The sequence below is a fragment of the Achromobacter sp. UMC71 genome (assembly GCF_014170305.1).
Lineage (GTDB): Bacteria > Pseudomonadota > Gammaproteobacteria > Burkholderiales > Burkholderiaceae_B > Achromobacter.
Map to the genome: position 1 here is coordinate 300,397 of NZ_LZZT01000047.1, position 20,555 is coordinate 320,951.

General features: G+C 67.0%; 16 protein-coding genes. 9 read left to right on the forward strand and 7 right to left on the reverse strand.

Annotation, left to right across the window (positions count from 1 at the left end; genetic code table 11):
- Positions 1–15: 15 nt before the first annotated feature.
- From mgtA to A9974_RS24095, 4 genes are all read left to right on the forward strand, one after another.
- Positions 16–2,790, forward strand: coding sequence for a magnesium-translocating P-type ATPase (mgtA, locus tag A9974_RS24080; protein WP_183006724.1), 2,775 nt, complete (start codon positions 16–18; stop codon positions 2,788–2,790).
- 18 nt (positions 2,791–2,808) lie between these two features.
- The gene (locus A9974_RS24085) at positions 2,809–3,000 is read left to right on the forward strand and encodes a hypothetical protein (RefSeq protein WP_183006725.1); all 192 of its coding nucleotides are present in this window, start codon (positions 2,809–2,811) and stop codon (positions 2,998–3,000) included.
- Between the two features lie 445 nt (positions 3,001–3,445).
- Positions 3,446–4,528: a sensor histidine kinase gene (locus tag A9974_RS24090; RefSeq protein ID WP_183006726.1), complete on the forward strand. Its 1,083-nt coding sequence runs from the start codon at positions 3,446–3,448 to the stop codon at positions 4,526–4,528.
- Positions 4,525–5,145, forward strand: coding sequence for a response regulator transcription factor (locus A9974_RS24095; RefSeq protein WP_183006727.1), 621 nt, complete (start codon positions 4,525–4,527; stop codon positions 5,143–5,145). Before A9974_RS24090 ends, A9974_RS24095 begins: the two co-directional genes overlap by 4 nt.
- Here the strand turns inward: A9974_RS24095 and A9974_RS24100 are convergent.
- The 4 genes from A9974_RS24100 to A9974_RS24115 form a co-directional block, all read right to left on the reverse strand.
- Entirely contained in the window at positions 5,060–6,241 is a 1,182-nt protein-coding gene (locus A9974_RS24100) for an ABC transporter substrate-binding protein (RefSeq protein ID WP_183006728.1), read from the reverse strand. The genes A9974_RS24095 and A9974_RS24100 overlap by 86 nt on opposite strands.
- The gene (locus A9974_RS24105; protein WP_370539680.1) at positions 6,231–7,631 is read right to left on the reverse strand and encodes a sensor histidine kinase N-terminal domain-containing protein; all 1,401 of its coding nucleotides are present in this window, start codon (positions 7,629–7,631) and stop codon (positions 6,231–6,233) included. The genes A9974_RS24100 and A9974_RS24105 overlap by 11 nt, the downstream gene beginning before the upstream one ends.
- A gap of 3 nt (positions 7,632–7,634) precedes the next feature.
- Positions 7,635–8,363, reverse strand: a complete 729-nt coding sequence (locus tag A9974_RS24110) for a response regulator transcription factor (protein WP_183006729.1) — start codon at positions 8,361–8,363, stop codon at positions 7,635–7,637.
- 149 nt (positions 8,364–8,512) lie between these two features.
- Entirely contained in the window at positions 8,513–12,523 is a 4,011-nt protein-coding gene (locus tag A9974_RS24115) for an autotransporter domain-containing protein (RefSeq protein WP_183006730.1), read from the reverse strand.
- 344 nt (positions 12,524–12,867) lie between these two features.
- Between A9974_RS24115 and A9974_RS24120 the strand changes: the two genes are divergently transcribed.
- Both A9974_RS24120 and A9974_RS24125 read left to right on the forward strand, forming a co-directional pair.
- Positions 12,868–14,208, forward strand: coding sequence for a CitMHS family transporter (locus A9974_RS24120; protein ID WP_183006731.1), 1,341 nt, complete (start codon positions 12,868–12,870; stop codon positions 14,206–14,208).
- A gap of 40 nt (positions 14,209–14,248) precedes the next feature.
- Positions 14,249–14,989 carry an SDR family oxidoreductase gene (locus A9974_RS24125; RefSeq protein ID WP_183006732.1) on the forward strand — a complete coding sequence of 247 codons (741 nt, stop codon included), beginning with the start codon at positions 14,249–14,251 and terminating at the stop codon, positions 14,987–14,989.
- Positions 14,990–15,024: 35 nt separating this feature from the next.
- On the opposite strand, the gene A9974_RS24130 is transcribed toward A9974_RS24125, so the two are convergent.
- Both A9974_RS24130 and A9974_RS24135 read right to left on the reverse strand, forming a co-directional pair.
- Complete coding sequence (locus tag A9974_RS24130; RefSeq protein WP_183006733.1) at positions 15,025–15,429, reverse strand: GCN5 family acetyltransferase; 405 nt, start codon at positions 15,427–15,429, stop codon at positions 15,025–15,027.
- Between the two features lie 129 nt (positions 15,430–15,558).
- Positions 15,559–16,491, reverse strand: a complete 933-nt coding sequence (locus A9974_RS24135; RefSeq protein ID WP_183006734.1) for a LysR family transcriptional regulator — start codon at positions 16,489–16,491, stop codon at positions 15,559–15,561.
- Positions 16,492–16,614: 123 nt separating this feature from the next.
- Here A9974_RS24135 and A9974_RS24140 point away from each other — a divergent pair, with 123 nt between their 5' ends.
- From A9974_RS24140 to A9974_RS24150, 3 genes are read left to right on the forward strand one after another with little or no spacing between them, the layout of a single operon-like run.
- Entirely contained in the window at positions 16,615–17,973 is a 1,359-nt protein-coding gene (locus A9974_RS24140) for an MFS transporter (protein WP_183006735.1), read from the forward strand.
- Entirely contained in the window at positions 17,970–18,488 is a 519-nt protein-coding gene (locus A9974_RS24145) for a GAF domain-containing protein (RefSeq protein ID WP_183006736.1), read from the forward strand. Before A9974_RS24140 ends, A9974_RS24145 begins: the two co-directional genes overlap by 4 nt.
- A 13-nt stretch (positions 18,489–18,501) precedes the next feature.
- Positions 18,502–19,755 carry an amidohydrolase family protein gene (locus tag A9974_RS24150; RefSeq protein WP_183006737.1) on the forward strand — a complete coding sequence of 418 codons (1,254 nt, stop codon included), beginning with the start codon at positions 18,502–18,504 and terminating at the stop codon, positions 19,753–19,755.
- Between the two features lie 24 nt (positions 19,756–19,779).
- Here the strand turns inward: A9974_RS24150 and A9974_RS24155 are convergent, their stop codons facing one another.
- On the reverse strand, positions 19,780–20,544 hold the full coding sequence (locus A9974_RS24155; protein WP_183006738.1) for an SDR family oxidoreductase: 765 nt from the start codon (positions 20,542–20,544) through the stop codon (positions 19,780–19,782).
- Positions 20,545–20,555: the final 11 nt, after the last annotated feature.

Below are 20,555 nucleotides of genomic sequence, written 5' to 3' on the forward strand. Positions count from 1 at the left end.
GCGGGAGCAGCGAACATGAAGCAAGTCCAAGAAGCCACGCTGCCGGCCCCGCGCGGGCCACGCAGCGAGAAGAACCGGGCGCCCGATACGGCGCCGGGCAAACGCCGCACGATGCCGGTGGCTCGCCATGCCGGGCTATCGGTGCAAGACAGCCTGCAGGCGTTGCAGACGCAGCGCTCGGGTCTGGCCGAAGCCGACGTGGCCGTGCGGCGCGCGGTCGATGGCATGAACGAGGTGGCGCACGACAAGCCGGCGCCAGCATGGTTGCAGCTGCTGCGCGCCTTCCGCAATCCGTTCGTGCTGGTGTTGTTGGGCCTGGCGGCGGTGTCGTACATGACCGACATCCAGTTCGCCAACCCGGCGGACCGGGACTGGACCGGCATCATCATCATGCTGACGATGGTGACGATCAGCGGCCTGTTGCGGTTCATCCAGGAATACCGGTCGGGCCGCGCCGCGGAAAAGCTCAAGTCCATGGTGCGCAGTACCGCCACGGTGGTGCGGCGAGACAGCCAGGCCAGCGAGCCGGCGCGGCGCGAGGTGCCGATGAATGAGCTGGTGCCGGGCGATATCGTCGAGCTGCAGGCGGGCGACATGATTCCCGCCGACATTCGCTTGCTGCAATCGCGCGACCTGTTCATCAGTCAGGCGATCCTGACCGGCGAAGCCTTGCCGGTGGAAAAGTACGACACGCTGGGCAGCGTCAGCGCCAAGCGCGCCGACGCGCAGGCCGGCGAAAACGCCGAGCTGCTGGACCTGGCCAATATCTGCTTCATGGGCACGAACGTGGTCAGCGGCACGGCCACCGCGCTGGTGGTGGGCACCGGGGCAAACACGTATTTCGGTTCGCTGGCCAAGAACGTGGTGTCGACCAAGCGTGTCGAGACCAGCTTTGACCGCGGCGTGAACAGCGTGTCATGGCTGCTCATCAAGTTCATGCTGGTAATGGTGCCGATCGTGTTCGTCATCAATGGCGTGACCAAGGGCGACTGGGTGACCGCGCTGACGTTCGCATTGGCGGTGGCGGTGGGGCTGACCCCCGAGATGCTGCCCATGATCGTTTCGGCCAATCTGGCCAAGGGGGCGGTGGCGATGGCACGCCGCAAGGTGGTGGTCAAGCGCCTGAACTCGGTGCAGAACTTCGGCGCGATGGACGTGCTGTGCACGGACAAGACGGGCACGCTGACGCAGGACCGCATCATCCTTGAGCACCACTTCAATGTCGACGGCGAGATCGACGACGAGGTGCTGCGCCTGGGCTGGCTCAACAGCGTCAACCAGAGCGGCCAGCGCAACCTGATGGACCGCGCGATCCTGGCGCGGGCGCTGGATCTGCGCGGCTGGGAGCGCAGCGACGCCTACGGCAAGGTCGACGAGATTCCGTTTGATTTCGTGCGCCGGCGGCTGTCGGTGGTGGTGCGAGGCGCGGACGGCGGCCTGGAGATGATCACCAAGGGCGCGGTCGAGGAAATGCTGGCGGTGAGCACGGGTGTGGTCAGCGATGGCCGCGAGGTGCCGCTGGATGCGGCCATGCGCAAGCGTCTGTTGCGCAGCGCCGAAGCCTACAACCGCGACGGTTTCCGGGTGCTGGTGGTGGCCTCGCGCCGGCTGGAAGACACCGGCCGCACGCAGTTCCAGACGGCCGATGAGAGCGGGCTGGTGGTGCGCGGCTTCCTGACCTTCCTGGATCCGCCCAAGGACTCGGCGCAGGCGGCGATCCGCGCGCTGAATGACTACGGCGTGGCGGTGAAGGTGCTGACGGGCGACAACCCCATCGTGGCCGCCAAGGTGTGCCGCGACGTGGGCCTGGACCTGGGCACCGAACGCGATGGCCGCGTGGTGCTGGGGTCGGAAATCGAGCAGATGGACGATGTGGCGCTATGCCAGCGCGTCGAGAACGCGGTGTTGTTCGCCAAACTGACGCCGCTACAGAAGTCGCGGGTGGTCAAGGCCTTGCAGGCCAACGGCCACACGGTGGGCTTTCTGGGCGACGGCATCAACGATGCGCCGGCGCTGCGCGACGCCGACGTGGGCATCTCGGTGGACAGCGGCGCCGACATTGCCAAGGAGACGGCCGATATCGTGCTGCTGGAAAAGGACCTGATGGTGCTGGAGCAGGGCGTCATCAAGGGCCGCGAGACCTTCGGCAACATTCTCAAGTACCTGAACATGACCGCCAGCTCGAACTTCGGCAACGTGTTCTCGGTGCTGGTGGCGTCGGCCTGGCTGCCTTGGGAACCGATGCTGTCGCTGCAGCTGCTGATCCAGAACCTGGTCTACGACATCTCGCAATTGACGCTGCCATGGGACCGCATGGATGAAGAGTTCCTGAAGAAGCCGCGCAAGTGGGAAGCGGGCAACATCCAGCGCTTCATGCTGTGGCTGGGGCCGACGTCGTCGGTGTTCGATATCACCACCTACTTCCTGATGTGGACGGTGTTCGGCGCCGGGGCGGCCTATGCGCTGCATGGCGGCGACGGCGGCCAGACCATCATGAATTCGGGCTGGTTCATCGAAGGCCTGGTCTCGCAGACTTTTGTGGTGCACATGCTGCGCACGCGCAAGATTCCGTTCCTGCAAAGCACGGCGTCGCTGCCGGTGCTGTTGTCCACCACGGTCGCCATCGGGCTGGCGTGCTGGCTGCCGTTCTCGCCGATCGCCGAGTCCATCGGGTTCGTGGCCTTGCCGCCTATCTACTTCGGCTGGCTGGCGCTGACGATCCTGGGCTACATCGCGCTGACGCAGCAGGTCAAGACGTTCTACATCCGGCGCTACGGCCGCTGGTACTGATATGTACGGAGAACCCTCATGGAAAAGGCATTCGAGGAAATGCGCAAGTTCTCGCGCGACATGCACGACTACACGGCTGAAAGGGTGGCGCGCCGTGGCGGCGACCTGCCGGACATGCCGGACGGCCCCTTGATTCCGCTGCGCCTGCTGGTGCCGATGCTGCTGGTATGGACGGTGGGGGTGGGCGGAATTCTGTGCCTGCTGCGCTGATCGGGCGGTGACAAGACAAGGGCAAGGCCGCAAAACGGTCTTGCCCTTTTTCGTGGGATTGAAGGCAGCCCGCGCCGGGCGGTGCGGGCCGCGCGGTTCAGACGCCGCCGTGCAGCATCTGGATGATGCCCAGCGCGATCCAGATGCCGACGAGCACGGCGCCGCGCGCGAGCCAGAGCGTCCTGATGGAGAGTTTCATGGGAATCTGCCGGTGAACGTTGAAGGACAGGGCGCGGCTGGGCCGCAGCGCCGCGCGGGGGATGAAAAAATTATAGGAACCGGCTCCCCGCGGCGCGAGGCGGGATTGGGGTGGCCCGCGTATACCTTGGTATACGCACGCTTTACGGCGGTAGGCCACGGCCGCCGGCTGTCTCTACAATGGCGTGTCGCGGCGCGCGGCGCATCGGAGCCGGCGCCGCTTTCCTTACACCGGGGTGGTCGCGCCATGTTCCACAAGCTGGCCAGGGGTTTGAAACAGCGCCCGGGCGCGGGCATCGCGCTGCTGATCGCGCTGATGGCGGCTATTTTCCTGGCGGACACCTTTACCCGCCTGGAAATCGCCGTGGCCGTGTTCTACGTGGCGGTGATCCTGGCGGCATTCAGTTTCCTGCCGCGGCGCGGCGTGATCGTGGTGGCGGTGGTCTGCGCGGCGCTGACCCTGATCAGCCTGTTCCTGACGCCCAATGGCGGTGCGCTGCGCGAGCTGGGGCTGATCAACGCGCTGATCAGCATTGCCGCGATTGGGGTGACGGCCTACCTGGCGCTCAAGCGCGCGGCGGCTGAAGACGCGGCATTCGAGGCCCGCACGCAGCTGGCGCGCATGGCCCGCATTCACAGCCTGGGCGAACTGACGGCGTCGATTGCCCACGAGATCAACCAGCCGCTGGCGGCCATCGCCACCAGCGGCAGCGCCTGCCAGCGCTGGCTGGAGCATGAACCGCCCAATATCGAACGCGCCTTGCGCGCCTTGCAGCGCATGACGGACGATGTGACCCGGGCGAGCGAGGTGGTGGCGCGGATTCGGCGCGATGCGCGCAATGCCGCGCCGCAACGGACCCGGCTGGCGCTGCCCGATGTGATCGGCGATGTGCTGGAACGGGCTGGCGGCGAACTCGACCGCCACGAGGTGGTGCTGTCCACCCGTATTCAGGAGCACATGCCCGAGGTGCTGGGAGACCGTGTGCAGTTGGGGCAGGTGATTGTCAACTTGGTGCTCAACGCCATCGAAGCCATGCAGGATACCCCCGCCGGCGCGCGCCAACTGACGCTGCGTCTGACGGCGCAAGAGCCTGGGCAGGTGCAGTTTTCGTTGACCGATACCGGACCCGGCCTGAGCCCGCAGGCACGCGAGCGCCTGTTCGACACGTTCTGGACGACCAAGCCGGACGGCACTGGATTGGGTTTGACCATCAGCCGCGGCATCATCGAAAGCCACGGCGGCCGCCTGTGGGCCGAGCCCGCCGGGCGTGGCGGCGCGGTGTTCTGTTTTACGCTGCCGGCGGCACCCGAGGAAGAACCATCATCATGAACACGCACGCACGGCCCGAGCCGGCCACTGTCCATATCGTCGACGACGACGTCTCGTTGCGCGAGTCGCTGGAAGACCTGATGCACTCGGTCGGGCTGCCGGTGCGCGGCTACGGGTCGGTGCAGGAGTTCCTGGACAGCGATGCGGGCGCGGGCCCCGGATGCCTGGTGCTGGACGTGCGCCTGCCAGGCCAGAGCGGCATGGACCTGCTGCGCCGCATGCAGCACGCGCGGCGCCGGATGCCGGTGGTGATGATCACCGGCCATGGCGACATCGCGATGTCGGTGGCGGCGATGAAGCTGGGCGCGGTGGATTTCCTGACCAAGCCCTTTCGCGACCAGGACCTGCTGGACACCATCCACGCGGCGGTGGAGCAAGACCGCGCGCAGCTGGCCAGCCTGTCGGGGTCCGAAGAGGTGCGCGCCCGTTGGAACACGCTGACCGATGGCGAAAAGGCGGTGATGGAACGCGTGGTGCGCGGCATGCTGAACAAGCAGATCGCCGCCGAGCTGAATGTCAGCGAGATCACCGTCAAGGTGCGGCGCGGGCGGGTGATGCGCAAGATGCAGGTACGCACGCTGGCCGATCTGGTGCGGGCAGGCGGGCAGTTGGGCTAGGAAGGCCACCCGCTTGTTCCGCGCTGCGTGGCGGCTGCGCCGCCGCCCGCCAGACGTCCAGGAAATGCCGCTTTTTCAGCGGATCCAGGTACACCAGCAGACCCACCCCCAGGCCCACGGGCCGCACGCCCGCCGCCGGAATCACCGACGCGCCGACCGGCCGCATGCCGGACTGGCGGGACAGCATCTCCTGGCCGCGTGGCGACAGCAGGTAGTCCAGGAAGCGGGCGCCCAGGTCCGCGCGCGGCGCCTGCCGCGGAATGATGGCCGAGCGCGACAGCATCAAGGTGTAATCCTGCGGGTAGACGATGGCCAGCGGCGCGCCCTGGTCGATGCGATGGCGGGTATAGGATTCCAGCAGGTTGTAGGCCAGCGTGATCTCGCCGCGTTGCAGCTTGTCCAGGGCGTCTTCGGTGGACTGATGCACGGCGACACGGTTGCGGCCCAGCGCGGCCAGCAGCGCGCCGGCCAGGCTGTCCAGCCGCGCATCCTGGGTGGCGGCCAGGTAGCCGATGCCGCTGCCTTCCACGTCGTAGGTCGAGACGCGGCCGGCCAGCGGCTGATCTGACGCCTGCAGCAGTGCCAGCAGTTCGCGGCGCGTGCGGGGCGCGCGCGCCGCGTCCAGCCGGCGCGTGTCGTAGACGATTACGATGGGGTCGATGCCGATGCTGAAGACTTCGTCGCGCCAGTTGGCCCAGGCGGGCAGGGCGCGGGTTTCGGGCGAGACATGGGGCTGGGCCAGGCCGTCGTTGACCAGCTTGGTCTGCAGGTCCATGGCGCTGCTGATGACCAGGTCCGGGCCAGCCTTGACGCCGGGCGCCTGCGCGGCGCGCGCCACCGTGTCGCTGTACAGCGCCTGGGTCGACAGCTCGGTGTATTCCAGCCGCACGCCGGGGTTCAGCTGGCTGAAGTCTTCGAGTACGCCGCGAAACACCTGCACGCTGTTGGACGCGTGCACCACCAGCACGTGCTTGCTGGCGGCAGGGCCGAGCACCAGGCCGTCGCCGCTGGTTTCGGCGGAATGGCCGACGGCGGCCAACAGCAGGGCGGCGCAGCCGGCCGCCAGGCGGGCAAGCAGAAGGAATCTAGGCGTCATGGCGGTGAACCGGCAAGGTGATCACGGCGTCCAGGCCGCCTTCCGGGCGATTGCTCAGGCAGAGCTGGCCCTGGTGGATGTCGACCACGCGCTTGACGATCGACAGGCCCAGCCCGGCGCCCGGCGTGCGCGGATTGGGGCCGCGCGAAAAGCGCTCGAAGGCGCTGTGCGCCTGCGCGGGAGCAATGCCGGGGCCGCGGTCCGACACCGCAATGCGCCAGTGTTCGTCCCGCCGTTGCAGCCCGATATCGATATGACCGTCTTCCGAGGCGCCGTGGCGCAGAGCGTTGTCGATGAGATTCTTGAAGGCCTCGCGCAGCATCAGGCTGTCGCCGGGGGCCATTGCCGCGCCGGTGTCCGGCAGATGTAGCCGCACGTCGGGCTGCGGGTCGGCCTGCGGCACCGTGTCATGGACCGCCTGGCGCAGCAGTTCGGCCAGGTCCACAGGCTCGAATCTGCGCAGGTTGCTGCGGTGGATCACGCTGGCGTCGCTGAGCAGCTGGTTGACCAGGCGCGACAGCTTTTCGGCGTTGCGCAGCACGGCCAGCAGGCTGCGGCGCTGTTCCGCGGGGTCTTCTTCGTCCAGCGCGACTTCCATCTGCGCGTGCAGCGCCGCCAGCGGCGTGCGCAGCTGGTGCGCGGCCTCGGCGATGAACAGGCGCAGGGTGTCCAGGTTTTCGGCCAGGCGGGCCATGAAGCCGTCCAGCGAATGCACCAGCGTATCGAGTTCCTCGGGCACGGGCGCCGCGATGGGATGCAGGTCTGACGCGCTGCGCCCGGCCAGCTCGCGCTCGATGCGCTGGATCGGCGACAGCGAACGTTGCAGCCCCCAGTAGGCCAGCGCCAGCGCGGCGGCGGTAAAGCCGATCAGCGCCAGTGTGCCTTGCCACAAAATGCGTTCGGCCAGCGCATCGCGGGCCTCGCGCGTTTGCGCCACCAGGATCCGTGCGGACTCGGTCGCGCGCGGGCCGGCGACCTTGCGTTCCATCCACGCGACCCGCACGGGCTGACCCTGGTAAGTGGTGGCATACAGCTGCGGCGAATCCGCGGCCTCGGCGTGGCGTGCGGGCGGCAGCGGCAGATCGGCATACCCCGAAATCAACGCGCCGTCCGCCGCCGCGACCCGGTAGAACACCCGGTCGCGCGGCGCCTGTTCCAGCAGCGCGAGCGCCGCGTAGGGCATATCCATCTGCCAGTCGCCCTGCACCAGTTGCAGGCTGTCGGCCATCGACAGCACCGAGGCGCGCAGCAATTGGTCGTACGTGGTGTCGGCGGTCTGTTGCGCATAGCCGCGCACCAGCGTGTATAGCGCGCCCAGCGCCACCACGAACAGCGCCAGCAGCATGGCCAGCAAGCGGCGGCGTACGGAAATGCGGCGGCCGTGCTGCACGGCTCAGTCCCGCGGGGCGTCCGGCGCGGGCTCCGGCGCCGTGCCGGACGCGGCCGGCTGGCTCTCATCCACCGCCGTCAGCAGATACCCCGTGCCGCGCTGCGTCTCGATGCGCAGCGGCGATCCTTCGAGCTTCTTGCGCAGCCGCGCGATATACACCTCGATCGCATTCGGCGCCGCGTCGTCGTCAAACGCAAACAACTTGTTCGCGATCTCCGACTTGCTGACCGCGCGATTCATCCCCGCCAGCAGGATTTCAAGCAAGCTGTATTCGCGCTTGGGCAGCTCGATGCGCTGCCCGGCCAGACTGACATGCCGCGCGGCGCTGTCGATCACCAGTTCCCCGAACCGCAACACGCCGGCTGCCTGCGCGCTGGGCCGCCGCAGCAATGCCCGGCAGCGCGCTTCCAGCTCGCGAAAATCAAACGGCTTGGCCAGGTAATCATCGGCCCCGGTATCGAGCGCATGTACCCGATCCTCGATATCGATCCGCGCCGTCAATGCCAGCACCGGTGTCTTGCTACCGCGGTCGCGCAACCGATGCAACACATCAAACCCCGACATCCGCGGCAAGCCGATATCCAGAATCACCAGATCAAAGGTCTCGTACTGCAACACCCCATCCGCGCTCAAGCCATCACTCTGGTAATCGACGGCATGCCCAAGACGACGCAGTCGGCGTACGAGCGCGTCGGCCAGGTCCTCGTCGTCTTCGATCACCAGAATTCGCATGCGCGAGATTGTCGCATAACGATCGAGGTCGTCCGCCGATTATCCGTCCCTGGAATAGGTCCGCGACCACCGGACCCTCAGCGTCCGGAGGGTCCGCTCTCGCCGAAGATGCGCGGCCCGCCGGGTAACAGCCGGGCGCCGCACACGCCTCAGAAATGCCAACGCACGTCAATCGATCCGGCGTGTTGGCGGTTGCCGCCGCCGAACTCGCCGGCGTAGCTCAAGCCGGCCGTCATGTTACGTATCTGCACGAGATCGGCGCCCAGCTCCAGGCTTGCGGCGTCGCGCGCGATCGGGGTTCCCGCCACGCTGAAAGCCGGGCCCTGGTCGAACGATAACGCGACCGAAGGCCGGGTTTCGCCATAGACATGGCGCCACCCGAGCATGCCGCGCAGCGCGATGCTCGAACCGGGTACCCGCCAGTTTCCACGCAGGCCCGCCAGGCTGCTGACGTTGCGCTGGCGCTGTCCGTCGCTGGACAGCGCCGCCGAGCCGCCGGACTCCGAGAACGCGTTCATGCGCAGCTGGCTCCATGCCAGGCCGACAAACGGCTCTATGCTGGCCGCGGCCGATAGCGGCAGCGCGTAGCCGAGCTCGGTGAACAACTGCGTGGTGGCACCGCGATAGCCGGCAGTGAGCCGCTCGTCCAGGCTGCCATAGCGCACTTGCCGTTGCGAGTCGATCTGGTGCCAGGAATAGGCGCCGCCGGCCATCAGCTTGAGGGCGCCTGCGCCGAGCGCATAGGCCTTGCCGCCGTAGACGGTGGCGCTGTAGCTCTCGGTCTTGGCGCTGGCCTGGCGCGATTGCGCGCTCAGCCGCGCATCCGTGTAGCCGAAGGCGCCGCCCATGCGCCAGCCTGCGCCCACGGGCGCGTCCCCGCCTATTGTCAGCGAGGTGCTGTGCTGGGTCAGGTTCGGCGCGTTGCCGTCCCCAGCCAGGTTGCTCCATTCGCCGCCCAGTTGAACCCACAGCGGCGACGCGCCGCTGCGCGGCAGGGCCGAGAGGGGCAGCGGCGTGCCATTGTCAACGGCCGCCGTGGGCGCGCCAGGCCGCATGGGCGCCGACAGGTTGTAGCGCAGCGCCGCCAGTCCGTTCTGGGAGGCGGGCGCCATGGCGGGGCCCGCCAGCGCCGAGACGACGCTGGCGTGGGTGTCGCCGGACAGTTGAGCCAGGGCCGGACTCAGGTCGGCCACGTGGGTACTCAACGCGACAGTGCGCCAGACTTCGTGCTGGTGTGGCAGGGCGTCGATAGCCGTGGCCACGTTGGCCTGGTTGGCGGTGTGGGTCAGGCTGGCCATGCCGCGGTCGTTGCGTTTGAGCGCGAGCGTGACGTCGTTGCCGTCGCCGCCCGTGATGCTGACCGGCGCATCGAGGAAAAGCAAGGGGTTGCGCAGCGTCGTGAACTCGCCCTTGACCGCGCCGGGGCTGCGCTTGGCGATCAGCGTGTAGGGACCATTCAATGGCTGCCATGCCGCCGCGTCCATGGGCGAGAGCTGCAGTTCCAGCGTGGCGCCGGTAATGTCCACCTGTCCGGCGACATCCACGCGGCTGATCGCCGCAGGCGCCCCGCTCGCGCGCAGGGTGCCGTGGTTGACATAATCGCCGGTGATCACTTGCCCGCCGCCAGGATCGCCGGGCGCGTGTACCGCGCCCGCCTCGATCGTGGTGGCGCCCAGGCTGCCGGTACCGCCCAGCACGGTGCCGTTGCGCGCCAGCACGCTGGCGCCCAGCCGCGCGTTGTCGCGCAGCCACAGGCCGCCGCCGGCCACGGTGACGTGACCGACGTAGGCGCTGTTGTCGGCGTCCAGCGTGAACATGCCCGTGCCGGTCTTGATCACGCCGCCGGCGCCGCGGATCTGGCCGGTATAGACACTTTGTTGATTGTCGGCGCCGGTGGTCAGCGTGGCCGCGCCCAGCGCGACGCTGCCGCTGCCGGACAGCGAGCCGATGGTCTGGTCCAGGCCGCCCAGGTCGAGTTGCGTGCCGGCATTGAGCAGGAAGGCACTACGTGACGAGAATCCCCGGGCCGAGCCGGCGCGCAACGTGCCGTTCAGGAGCAGCGTCGGCCCGGAATAGGCGCTGACGCCGGCCAGCACGAGTGTGCCGGGGCCCTGTTTGGTCAATCCACCAGCGCCCTGGCCATCGTTCAATGCGCCCGTCAGCTTCAGCGTGTAGGCCTGGGTGTCGATATTGCCAACGCCGGTCAGCGAGATCGCATTGCCCAGGGACAAGCCGTTGGCGGCTGCCTGCAGTGTGGCGCCTTGCGACATGGCGAGGAGGCCGGTGCCGAGCGCGTTGTTGTGACCCACCCCCAGCGTGCCTTCCCGCAACTGGGTGCCGCCGGAGTAACTGTTGTTGCCGGACAGTACCAGTGTGCCGGCCCCCGCTTTCACGAGGCTGCCTCGGTAGTTGGCATCGGTCTTGGCCGCCAGCGCAGCGATCCGTCCTTGGCGGACATCGATCTGGTCCTGGACCGATCTGTTTTGGTCGATGGCGGCAATGCGTGGCGCGTCGATGGCCGTCAGCGTCAGTTCGCTGTCAGTGCGTCCGGCGATGAAGTTGTCGTAGTCAGTGGTCTGGCTATACTTGTTACGCCATCCGGGGTGCGCCGATTCATACAGTCCCAGCAAGAGCGCCCCCTGGGGATGGGCGCGCAGTGCCGCCATTGCCGCGTCGAAGCGCTTGGCCTTATAACCTGCCTTGATGTTCGACTGGATGGCTTCTTTGAGCAGGGCGCGGCCTTGGGTCATGCCGGCGATCATGTCAGGGGTGGCCGAGGCAGCGCTCGGCACGGCCACGATGCGGCTTTGCAGCGCGGCCTTTTCGGCGACCCAGGCGTCGATTTCCTTGGCTTCCTCGAGTCGGCGTTGCGTCAGGGCCGCTTCGGAAATGTTGTTTTTCCACGTGTCGGACACACCGGCGGGCAGGTTGGCGGTGAACTGCCCCAACAGCTGGGCGGGGCCGTCCATGCCTTTGCGCAGGTCCGGTACCCCCCAGCCGTAGACGACGTTTGGCGTGTCGGCGGGCCCCTCGCCGCGATGCGAGGCGGTGGTCAGCAGGATCGTGCGGATCTCCTCGTTGCCCAAGTATGGGTAGCGCTCCATCAGCAGGCCCAGCGCGCCGGTCACGTGCGGCGCCGCCATGGACGTGCCATTCCACGACACGTATTTGTCGTTACCGGCCACGTCGGCGCTGAGGATGTTGGTACCCGGCGCGGCGAGGCACCAATATTTGGCCAGGCCGCATTGGTTGAAGATCTGGTCACCTGATTGCTTCAGGCCCGTAACCGCAATCCAGTATTTTTCAATTTCCGGTCGGAAATAGGGCACGCCGGCGCGAATCGAGGAATTTTTTTTGCCGGCATTGCCATTGGCCCAGACCTGCAGCGTGCCATATTGCAACGAGACGTCCGCGGCGGCGTCCAGCCACGTTTTCTTGCCCGCGCCGTTCAGGCGCAGGTATGCCTGGGTGAAACCCTCCACGCTGCCATAGTCGTCCGCATCAGGCGGCGAACCCCAGCTGCTGTTGATGACGCGCACGCCGGCGGCCGCCAAATTGCCATAGGCGGCCTTGAAATAGTTGTAGTCCATGTTGGACCCGTATATGGACTCGTCCGTGCCGTTGGAGTTGGTGGTGTAGTACTGGCTGCCGAACGACACGCCCATCATGCCCAGGCCATTCTTGGCGGCGGCGATGGTACCCGAGACGTGGTTGCCGTGGTTATCGTTTGCCCCCGTTTTGCGAGCCAGGTCCGTCTTGCTGATGTAATCGCCTGGACGGTCGAAGGCATCGCCGGCGCGCCAGCTGAGCTGCGAGCCGTCCAGCTGGTCGCCGTCATTCCGATAGGTGCCTTTGACCTCCAGGGCAATGACGCCGCGGCGGGCGAACTCCTGATGCGTGGGCAGATAGCCGGAATCGACTGACCCCAGCTTCACGCCCGCGCCGCTCAGGCCGCGCGCGTAAGCGTATTGCGCGTTCATCGCGTCCAGCCCCCAATCTGCCTTGAACTCCGGTTGCTTCGCCCAGCTCGCGACCGCGGCGTTCTCATCGTTGGTCCGGGTGCCGTCGTAATTGACGTAGGTCTGTGCCTGCGCAGTCGCCGCGAGCGCGTGGCCCAGCACCAGAAGGGCTGCATGCGTGGCCAGAACGCCTGGGCGCACCTGGAAGTTTGCGGGGGGACGCTGGTGTGGCTTCTCTTGTTTCATATTTTCCCTTTGAGATCGCGCGGCGTCCCGGCCGGACACGGGGCTGCCGCTCCCGGCCGGGCGCTGCTTGTTATGAAATGACGTGAATGGAGCAACTCGGATCAGCGTAGGGATTGTGTGTCGGCGAGAGCGAAGACGGTTGCATCCGCAGAGATTTTCAGATTTGTCCTAGGTCTCTCGTTGGCCAGCGTCGAGCGTCGTTCCGGGCGGTCACGACAGGTTCCCGACAGCTTTTGCTCCTAGCCTTCCGGCCCAGCGCTCCCCAAGGCGCACATAACAACGAGTCCGGAGATACCCCAATGCTTTTGACCCTGCTCGGCTTCGGCATGGTGATCACGTTCATGACGTTGATCATGACCAAGCGCCTGTCGCCGTTGGTTGCCCTTATCCTTGTCCCCATTATTTTTGCCCTGCTGGGCGGCTTCGGCGCCGGCATCGACAAGATGATGCTCGACGGCATCCGCAAAATCGCGCCGACCGGCGTGATGCTGATGTTCGCCATCCTGTACTTCGGCGTCATGATCGACGCGGGCCTGTTCGACCCCATCGTGGGCCGCATCCTGCACGCCGTGAAGGGCGATCCGCTCAAGATCGTCGTCGGCACCACGGTGCTGGCCCTGGTGATCTCCCTGGACGGCGACGGCTCCACCACCTACATGATCGTGGTGGCCTCCATGCTGCCGCTGTACCGCCGCCTGAAAATGAATGCGCTGTCCATGACCTGCCTGGCCATGCTGGCCAGCGGTGTCATGAACCTGACGCCGTGGGGCGGGCCGACTGCCCGCGCCGCCAGCGCGCTGCATGTGGACGCCGGCGACATCTTCGTGCCGCTGGTGCCGGTGATGGGCGTGGCCATCGTCGCCATCCTGGTGCTGGCCTTCTTCCTGGGTCTGCGCGAGCGCCGCCGCCTGGGCGTGCTGTCGCTGCCGGACGGCGCTTCGCTACATGCGGGCTACGACGAGGACGGCCCCAAGAACTTGCCGGAAATCGAAGTCGACCACGATCTGCGCCGCCCCAAGCTGCTGTGGGTCAATGCCGGCCTGACGCTGGCGCTGATGGTGAGCCTGGTCTTGGGCGTGCTGCCCTTGCCGGTGCTGTTCATGATCGCCTTCGCCATTGCACTGATCATCAATTACCCGAACCTGGCCGAGCAGCGCCGCCGCGTTGCGCAGCACGCCGGCAACGTGCTGTCGGTGGTGTCGCTGATTTTCGCGGCCGGCATCTTCACCGGCATCCTGTCCGGCACTGGCATGGTCGAAGCCATGTCGCGCAGCCTGCTGGCCGTGATTCCCGACGCGCTTGGCCCCTACCTGGCCGGTATCACCGCGCTGGTCAGCCTGCCGTTCACGTTCTTCATGTCCAACGATGCCTTCTATTTCGGCGTGCTGCCGATCCTGAGCGAGGCCGCGCAAGGCTATGGCATTTCCCCCGTGGAAATGGCGCGCGCGTCCCTGATCGGCCAGCCGGTGCACCTGCTCAGTCCGCTGGTGCCGTCCACCTACCTGCTGGTCGGCCTGGCCGGTGTCGAGTTCGGCGATCACCAGCGTTATTCGCTCAAGTGGGCCACGATGGTCTGCCTGGTCATGCTGGCCGCGGCGCTGGCATTCGGCTTGTTCCCCCTGGTCGGTTCCGTCGCCTGACCGGCGGCACCGCTACGCGTTTCTTGAAAGGAGGTCGTTCATGGCTTTGCGCATTGCTTATGTCACCAGCGGGATGGGCCACACGGGCACCGCGATCTGCCAGGCGCTGCACCACGCGGGGCACCGCGTCGTGGCCGGCTGCGGGCCGCGTTCGTCCCGCAAGGATCACTGGTTGAAGGAACAGAAGTCGTTGGGTTATGACTTCATCGCGTCCGAAGGCGACGCCACCGACTGGGCTTCGACCGAGGCAGCCTTCGCCAAGGTGCGCCGCGAGGTAGGCGACATCGATGTGCTGGTCAACAACGCCGGCGCCATGCTGGACATGCGCTTTCGGCAGATGAGCCACGCCGACTGGTCGGCGGTGCTGCGCAGCAACCTGGACACGTTGTTCAACAGCACCAAGCAGGTCGTCGACAGCATGGCCGACCGCGGCTGGGGCCGCATCATCAATATCGGTTCCGTTGCCGCCGAGAAAGGCCAGATCGGCCAGATCAACTATGCCACCGCCAAGGGCGCGGTCATCGGCTTCACGCGGTCGCTGGCGCAGGAAGTGGCGGCGCGCGGGGTGACGGTCAACCTGGTGTCGCCGGGCTTCATCGCCGATGACACGGTGAAGGCATTTCCGCCGGCGCTGCTGGACCGCATCATCGAAAGCGTGCCGGTGGGCCGGCTGGGCACCGCCAAGGATCTGGCCGGGCTATGCGCCTGGCTGGCGTCGGATGAAGCGGCGTTCGTGACCGGCGCCAACTACGCCATCAACGGCGGTGTGTACATGAGCTAGGGCCTGCGCCCGGCGCCTTCTGGCGCTCGCAGGCCTTATTGGCCCCGGCTTCGCAGGAAGTCGGGGATCGAGGTGGCGGCACGCTTGCTGTCCGCCAGCCATTCCACGCGCCACTCGGTGATGCGTTCGACGGTGACATGCTCGAACACGCCCGGGGTCGGCTCGCCGATGCACTCGCGTTGCCGCACCAGCACCAACGGGCGTTCGGCGCCTGGCGTTTCGTCCGCGCACTCGGCCGCGTCCTCGAAGGTGGCGAACGGATAGTAGTAGTCGTCGCCATCGTGCAGGTCTTCCCCGCCGGCGTGCGGATGCACCCATACCCGGTATTCCAGGACGTCGTCGTAGAAGTAGCCGCCGCCCGAATGGGTGATGGCGGGGTATTCGCCGACCTGGTCGGGGTCGATGGCGGCGGGGTAGGGGGAGGCGGGCGTGGCTGTCATGGTGGAACGTTGCGGCTGAAATGGATTGTCAGGCGCAAGTGTAGCGAGGGTAATGGTTTCCGTATTGGCTTGACTTGCACGCACGCTGCTCCAGCGATTGCCGCTGATGCGTCTGCTGCCGCTATCGGCTCATCCGACCCCTGCATTCTCCCCGCTCGCAAACATATCCACCAACGTCTGCCTCAGCCAGCGCTGCGCCGGCACGGTGTCGTTGCGTTGATGCCAGAACAGGCTCAGTATCCGCGGCGGCGCATGCAGCGGCAGTGGCATAGCGTGCAGGTAGGGGGCGTGCGGGGATTGCGCGCCCAGGTTGCGCGGCAGCACGGCCAGCATGTCGGAATGGCGCACCATTTCATACGCCACGCCATAGTGGTTGACGATGGCAACCACGTTGCGCGACAAGCCGCGCGCCGCCAGGTAGATGTCGTAGGACGGCAGCGCGGTGCCGGCCAGGCTGACGTCGACGTGACGCGCGGCCAGGAAGGCGCGGGTGCTCAGGCGCTTCATGGCCGCCAGGGGATGGCCGGCGCGCATGAAGCAGGCGTAATCGACCCGCCAGAGCGAACGCGAGCGGATGTGGTTGGCGTGCTGGGCTTCGTTTACGTACACGCTCAGCACGCAGTCGACACGGTTGTCTTCCAGCTGGTCGGCGATTTCCAGCACGGTGTTGGGTACGGTGCGCACGCGCGCCAGCGGCGCGACCTGCGCCAGGTGGTTGCACAGGCGCGGCATGACGACGCCGGCGGTGTAGTCGGACATGGACAGGCTGAATTCCACCGAGGCCTGGGCCGGGTCGAAGGCCTGGGCGTCCAGGGCGCCGCGCATGCGGCCCAAGGCTTCGCCCAGTTCGGCCCATAGGACGGCGGCGCGCTGGGTGGGCATGACGCCGTTGCCGGACCGCACAAACAGCGGGTCCTGCAGCCCGTCGCGCAGGCGGGCCAGGGCATTGCTGACGGCGGGCTGGGTCATGAACAGTGCGTTGGCGGCGCGGGTGACGCTGCCTTCCGTCATCAAGGCTTCGAAGACCTTGAGCAGGTTCAGATCGAGGGTACGGAAGGTCATGGCAGGTCATTCACACTAGTGATGGTGGGCATCATAACTATAAATTAGTGAGATAAAACCGCGCATGCCTATCATGCGTTCTCTCATCCAGTACGGCTCGAGCCGTCGACCAAGGGGAACCGCATGTCCATGATTTCGGGACGCATCGAGCGTCTGCCGTTCGCGCATTTCCACAAACATCTGCTGCTGATGGGCGGCCTGGGGTATATGTTCGATGCCATGGACGCCGCGGTGCTGGCGTTCATCCTGCCCGTGCTGCGCAAGACCTGGGAACTGTCCAGCGTGCAGATCGGCCTGCTGGGCAGCAGCACCTACATCGGCTTTTTCTTCGGCGCGTTGCTGGCGGGCACGCTGGGCGACCTGATTGGACGCCGCACGGTGATGATCTGGGCGCTGGCACTGTATTGCGTGGCCTCGCTCGTCAGCGCTTTCGTGAACAGCTGGCCGCCGTTCTTCGCGGCGCGGATCGTGGCGGGGATCGGCACCGGCGCGGAAAGCGCGATCATCGCGCCGTACCTGGCCGAATTCGTGGCCCGGCGGTTCCGGGGCAGCTTCACCGGGGCGCTGGCGGGATTCTTCTCGTTCGGCTTCGTGGCGGCGGCGCTGCTGGGGTATTTCATCGTGCCGGCGCATGACGAGGGTTGGCGCATGGTGCTGGTCATCACGGCGCTGCCGGTGGTGATGCTGCTGTGGTGGCGCCGGGCGCTGCCCGAATCGCCGCGCTGGCTGGAAAGCCGGGGCCGGACTGACGAGGCCTCGCGCATCCTGGACAAGATCGAAGCGGACTTCGCGCGGCGCGGCTACGCGCTGGCCGAGGCGCAGCCCGAAATCGCGGCGGCCACCGGCAAAAGCGGCACGCTGCGCGAGAACTTCATGCTATTGCTGGCGGGCCGCCAGGCACGCATCACCATCATGACGTGGATCATGTGGCTGTCGATCACGTTCAGCTACTACTCGTTCTTCGTGTGGATCCCGGGGCTGCTGGTCGAGACCGGCATGAGCATCACCAAGAGTTTTTCGTATTCGCTGGCGATCTATTGCGCGCAGGTGCCGGGCTATTTCAGCGCGGCCTGGTTCAACGAGAAGATCGGCCGCCAGGCCACCATCGCCACTTACATGCTGTTGGGCGGGGCCAGCGCGCTGGGCCTGGCTTTCTCGCAGAGCAACGAGCAGATCATGCTGGCCGGCATCTGCATGTCGTTCTTCATGAACGGTACTTATGCAGGCGTGTATGCCTACACGGCCGAGGTTTTTCCGACGGCGGTGCGCACCACCGGCGCGGGGCTGGCGTCGGCCATCGGGCGGATCGGCGCGATCGTGTCGCCGATCCTGGTCGGCTACCTGTATCCGAACTTCGGCTTTTTGGGTGTGTTCGGCCTGACGACGGTCGTGCTGTTGCTGGGCGCCGCCGTGGTGGTGTTGATGGGCGTGCCGACGCGCGGCCGCTCGCTCGAGGAAATCGCCGCAGGAGAAACGCAATGAAGTCCATTCGTCACACGGGACCCGCGCTAGCGGTCCCCGAACTGGATGCGGTGGCGGGCGCCCACGCCGCCCTGGACCAGCCGCAGGCGGTGTTCGCCGCGGTCGACCGCGCGCTGGCGGCACAGATCGGCCACCGGCTGTTCACCATTCTGTCCTACGACCCCGAGACCGCGCTGGCAACGCGGCTGTATTCGAACCTGCCCGACGCCTACCCGGCGGGCGGCAGCAAGACGGTGGCCCAGGGGCCTTGGACCGAGGCCGTGCTGGATCGCGGCGAGGCCTACATCGGGCACACGCTGGATGATCTGCGCCAGGTGTTCTCGGACCACGCCCTGATCGATTCCCTGGGCTGCCAGAGTGTGCTGAACATGCCGATCCGCTGGCGCGGCCGCACGCTGGGCTCGCTGAACCTGCTGCACGCGGCCCATTGGTACGGTCCGGCCGACGCCGCCGCGTGCCGTCCCTATGCACAACTGACGCTGCCGGCGGTGCTGCCGGTCCTACTTACGCTTTGATTGCGGGAGCATCATGCAAACCCTATTGTTCAAGAACGCCGCGCTGCTGGACCCGGCCCATGCCGATCTGCAGGGCGACCACGATGTGCTCGTGGAGGACGGCCTGATCAAAGAGGTGTCCGACCGCCCCTTGCAGGCGTCGTCGGCGCGGGTGATCGACCTGAAGGGCAAGACCCTGATGCCGGGTCTGATCGACCTGCACGTGCATGTGATCGCCGTGGAGTTGAACCTGGCGCAGCAGGTCAGCATGCCTAACGTGCTGGTGACCTTCCGGTCGGCGCCGATCCTGCGCGGTATGCTGCGGCGCGGCTTCACTACCGTGCGGGACGCGGGCGGCGCGGGGCATGCGTTCAAGCAGGCGGTCGAGCTGGGGCTGGTGCAGGGTCCGCGATTGTTCGTGTCTGGCCGGGCGCTCAGCCAGACGGGCGGACACGGCGACATGCGGGCCCGCAGCGATTTCCTGAACGATGATTCACCGTGTCCGTGCTGCGTGCGGGTGGGAGCGCTGGCGCGCGTGGCCGACGGCGTGGATGCGGTGCGCCGGGCGGTGCGCCAGGAACTGCAGATGGGCGCGGACCAGATCAAGATCATGGCGTCGGGCGGGGTGGCGTCGCCCACCGACCCGGTGGGCGCGTGGGGTTACTCCGAAGACGAGATCCGCGCCATCGTGGCCGAGGCCCGCGGCCGCCAGACCTACGTGTTGGCGCATGCCTATACGGCCGAGGCGATCGCCCGCGCCGTGCGTTGCGGGGTGCGCACGATCGAGCACGGCAATCTGGTCGACGCCGAGACCGCCCGGTTGATGGCGCAAAGCCAGGCGTATGCCGTGCCGACGCTGGTGACCTACGAGGCGCTGGCCAGCGAAGGCGGCGATTTCGGCCTGCCGCCGGAAAGCGTGGCCAAGATTTCGCAGGTGCGCGATGCCGGTCTGCGGTCGCTGGAAATCTATCGCGATGCGGGCGTGAAAATGGGCTATGGCAGTGACCTGCTGGGCCCGTCGCAGCGGCTGCAAAGCGATGAATTCCGCCTGCGGGCCGAGGTGTTGGGGCCACAGGCGGTGATCGCCAGCGCCACGCGGGTGGGCGCCGAGGTGCTGGGCATGCAGGGCAAGCTGGGCTGCATCGCGCCCGGCGCCATAGCGGACCTGCTGGTGGTCGATGGCGACCCGTTGCGCGATGTGTCCTGCCTGCTGGGGCAGGGCGAACGCATTCCGCTGGTGGTGCAGGGCGGCAAGGTGCAGTTTGACGAACTGCGCCTTGCCGCCTGATCGGAACGGGGCGGGGCCTTGGCGTCAGCCGCGGTTGATCGATACGCCGCCGTCGACCAGCAGCGCCGTGCCGGTGGTGAAGCTGGACGCGTCCGAGGCCAGGTACAGCGCCGATCGCGCGATCTCGGCAGGCGTGGCCAGCCGCTTGAGCGCGTGCAGGCCTTCGACGTAGCCGCGCGCTTCGGGCGTGTCCATTGAGGCCCGGCCCATCGGCGTGTCCGTGCCGCCGGGCAGCAGGGCATTGGCGCGGATGCCGCGAGCCCCGTATTCGGCGGCGATGACCTGCGTCAGCCCGATCAGGCCGGCTTTGCTGGCCGCATAGGCGCCCATGCCGGGAAAACCGGCGGTATAGCCGACGAAGGTGGACGTGAAGATCAGCGAGCCGCCGCCGCGTTCGAGCAGGGCGGGGATCTGGTGGCGCGCGCCCAGGAAGGCGCTGGTGAGGTTGGTATCCAGGATGTCGCGCCATTCTGCGGGCGAAAGCTCGTGCACCGGCACGGCGGGGCCAGTCATGCCGGCATTGTTGAAGGCGATGTCCAGGCCGCCGAAGCGGGCGTGGGCGGCAGCCACGGCGTCCCGCGCCAGGGCTTCATCGCGTACATCGCCCGCCAGCACGGCGGCATGGCTGCCCATGGCTTCGATCTCGGCGGCAAGCTGGTCCAGCTCGGCTTGCCGCCGTGCCACCAGCACCAGCCTGGCGCCTTCGCGCGCGAACAGCTTTGCGGCTTCGTAGCCGATTCCAGAACTGGCGCCCGTGACGATGGCAACTTTGCCGGCCAATTGATGCATGATCGATCCTT

Bases quoted from the DNA above. Each gene is read 5' to 3' on its own strand.
- mgtA (WP_183006724.1), top strand. From the start codon at position 16: ATGAAGCAAGTCCAAGAAGCCACGCTGCCGGCCCCGCGCGGGCCACGC.
- A9974_RS24085 (WP_183006725.1), top strand. From the start codon at position 2,809: ATGGAAAAGGCATTCGAGGAAATGCGCAAGTTCTCGCGCGACATGCAC.
- A9974_RS24090 (WP_183006726.1), top strand. From the start codon at position 3,446: ATGTTCCACAAGCTGGCCAGGGGTTTGAAACAGCGCCCGGGCGCGGGC.
- A9974_RS24095 (WP_183006727.1), top strand. From the start codon at position 4,525: ATGAACACGCACGCACGGCCCGAGCCGGCCACTGTCCATATCGTCGAC.
- A9974_RS24100 (WP_183006728.1), bottom strand. From the start codon at position 6,241: ATGACGCCTAGATTCCTTCTGCTTGCCCGCCTGGCGGCCGGCTGCGCC.
- A9974_RS24110 (WP_183006729.1), bottom strand. From the start codon at position 8,363: ATGCGAATTCTGGTGATCGAAGACGACGAGGACCTGGCCGACGCGCTC.
- A9974_RS24120 (WP_183006731.1), top strand. From the start codon at position 12,868: ATGCTTTTGACCCTGCTCGGCTTCGGCATGGTGATCACGTTCATGACG.
- A9974_RS24125 (WP_183006732.1), top strand. From the start codon at position 14,249: ATGGCTTTGCGCATTGCTTATGTCACCAGCGGGATGGGCCACACGGGC.
- A9974_RS24130 (WP_183006733.1), bottom strand. From the start codon at position 15,429: ATGACAGCCACGCCCGCCTCCCCCTACCCCGCCGCCATCGACCCCGAC.
- A9974_RS24135 (WP_183006734.1), bottom strand. From the start codon at position 16,491: ATGACCTTCCGTACCCTCGATCTGAACCTGCTCAAGGTCTTCGAAGCC.
- A9974_RS24140 (WP_183006735.1), top strand. From the start codon at position 16,615: ATGTCCATGATTTCGGGACGCATCGAGCGTCTGCCGTTCGCGCATTTC.
- A9974_RS24145 (WP_183006736.1), top strand. From the start codon at position 17,970: ATGAAGTCCATTCGTCACACGGGACCCGCGCTAGCGGTCCCCGAACTG.
- A9974_RS24150 (WP_183006737.1), top strand. From the start codon at position 18,502: ATGCAAACCCTATTGTTCAAGAACGCCGCGCTGCTGGACCCGGCCCAT.
- A9974_RS24155 (WP_183006738.1), bottom strand. From the start codon at position 20,544: ATGCATCAATTGGCCGGCAAAGTTGCCATCGTCACGGGCGCCAGTTCT.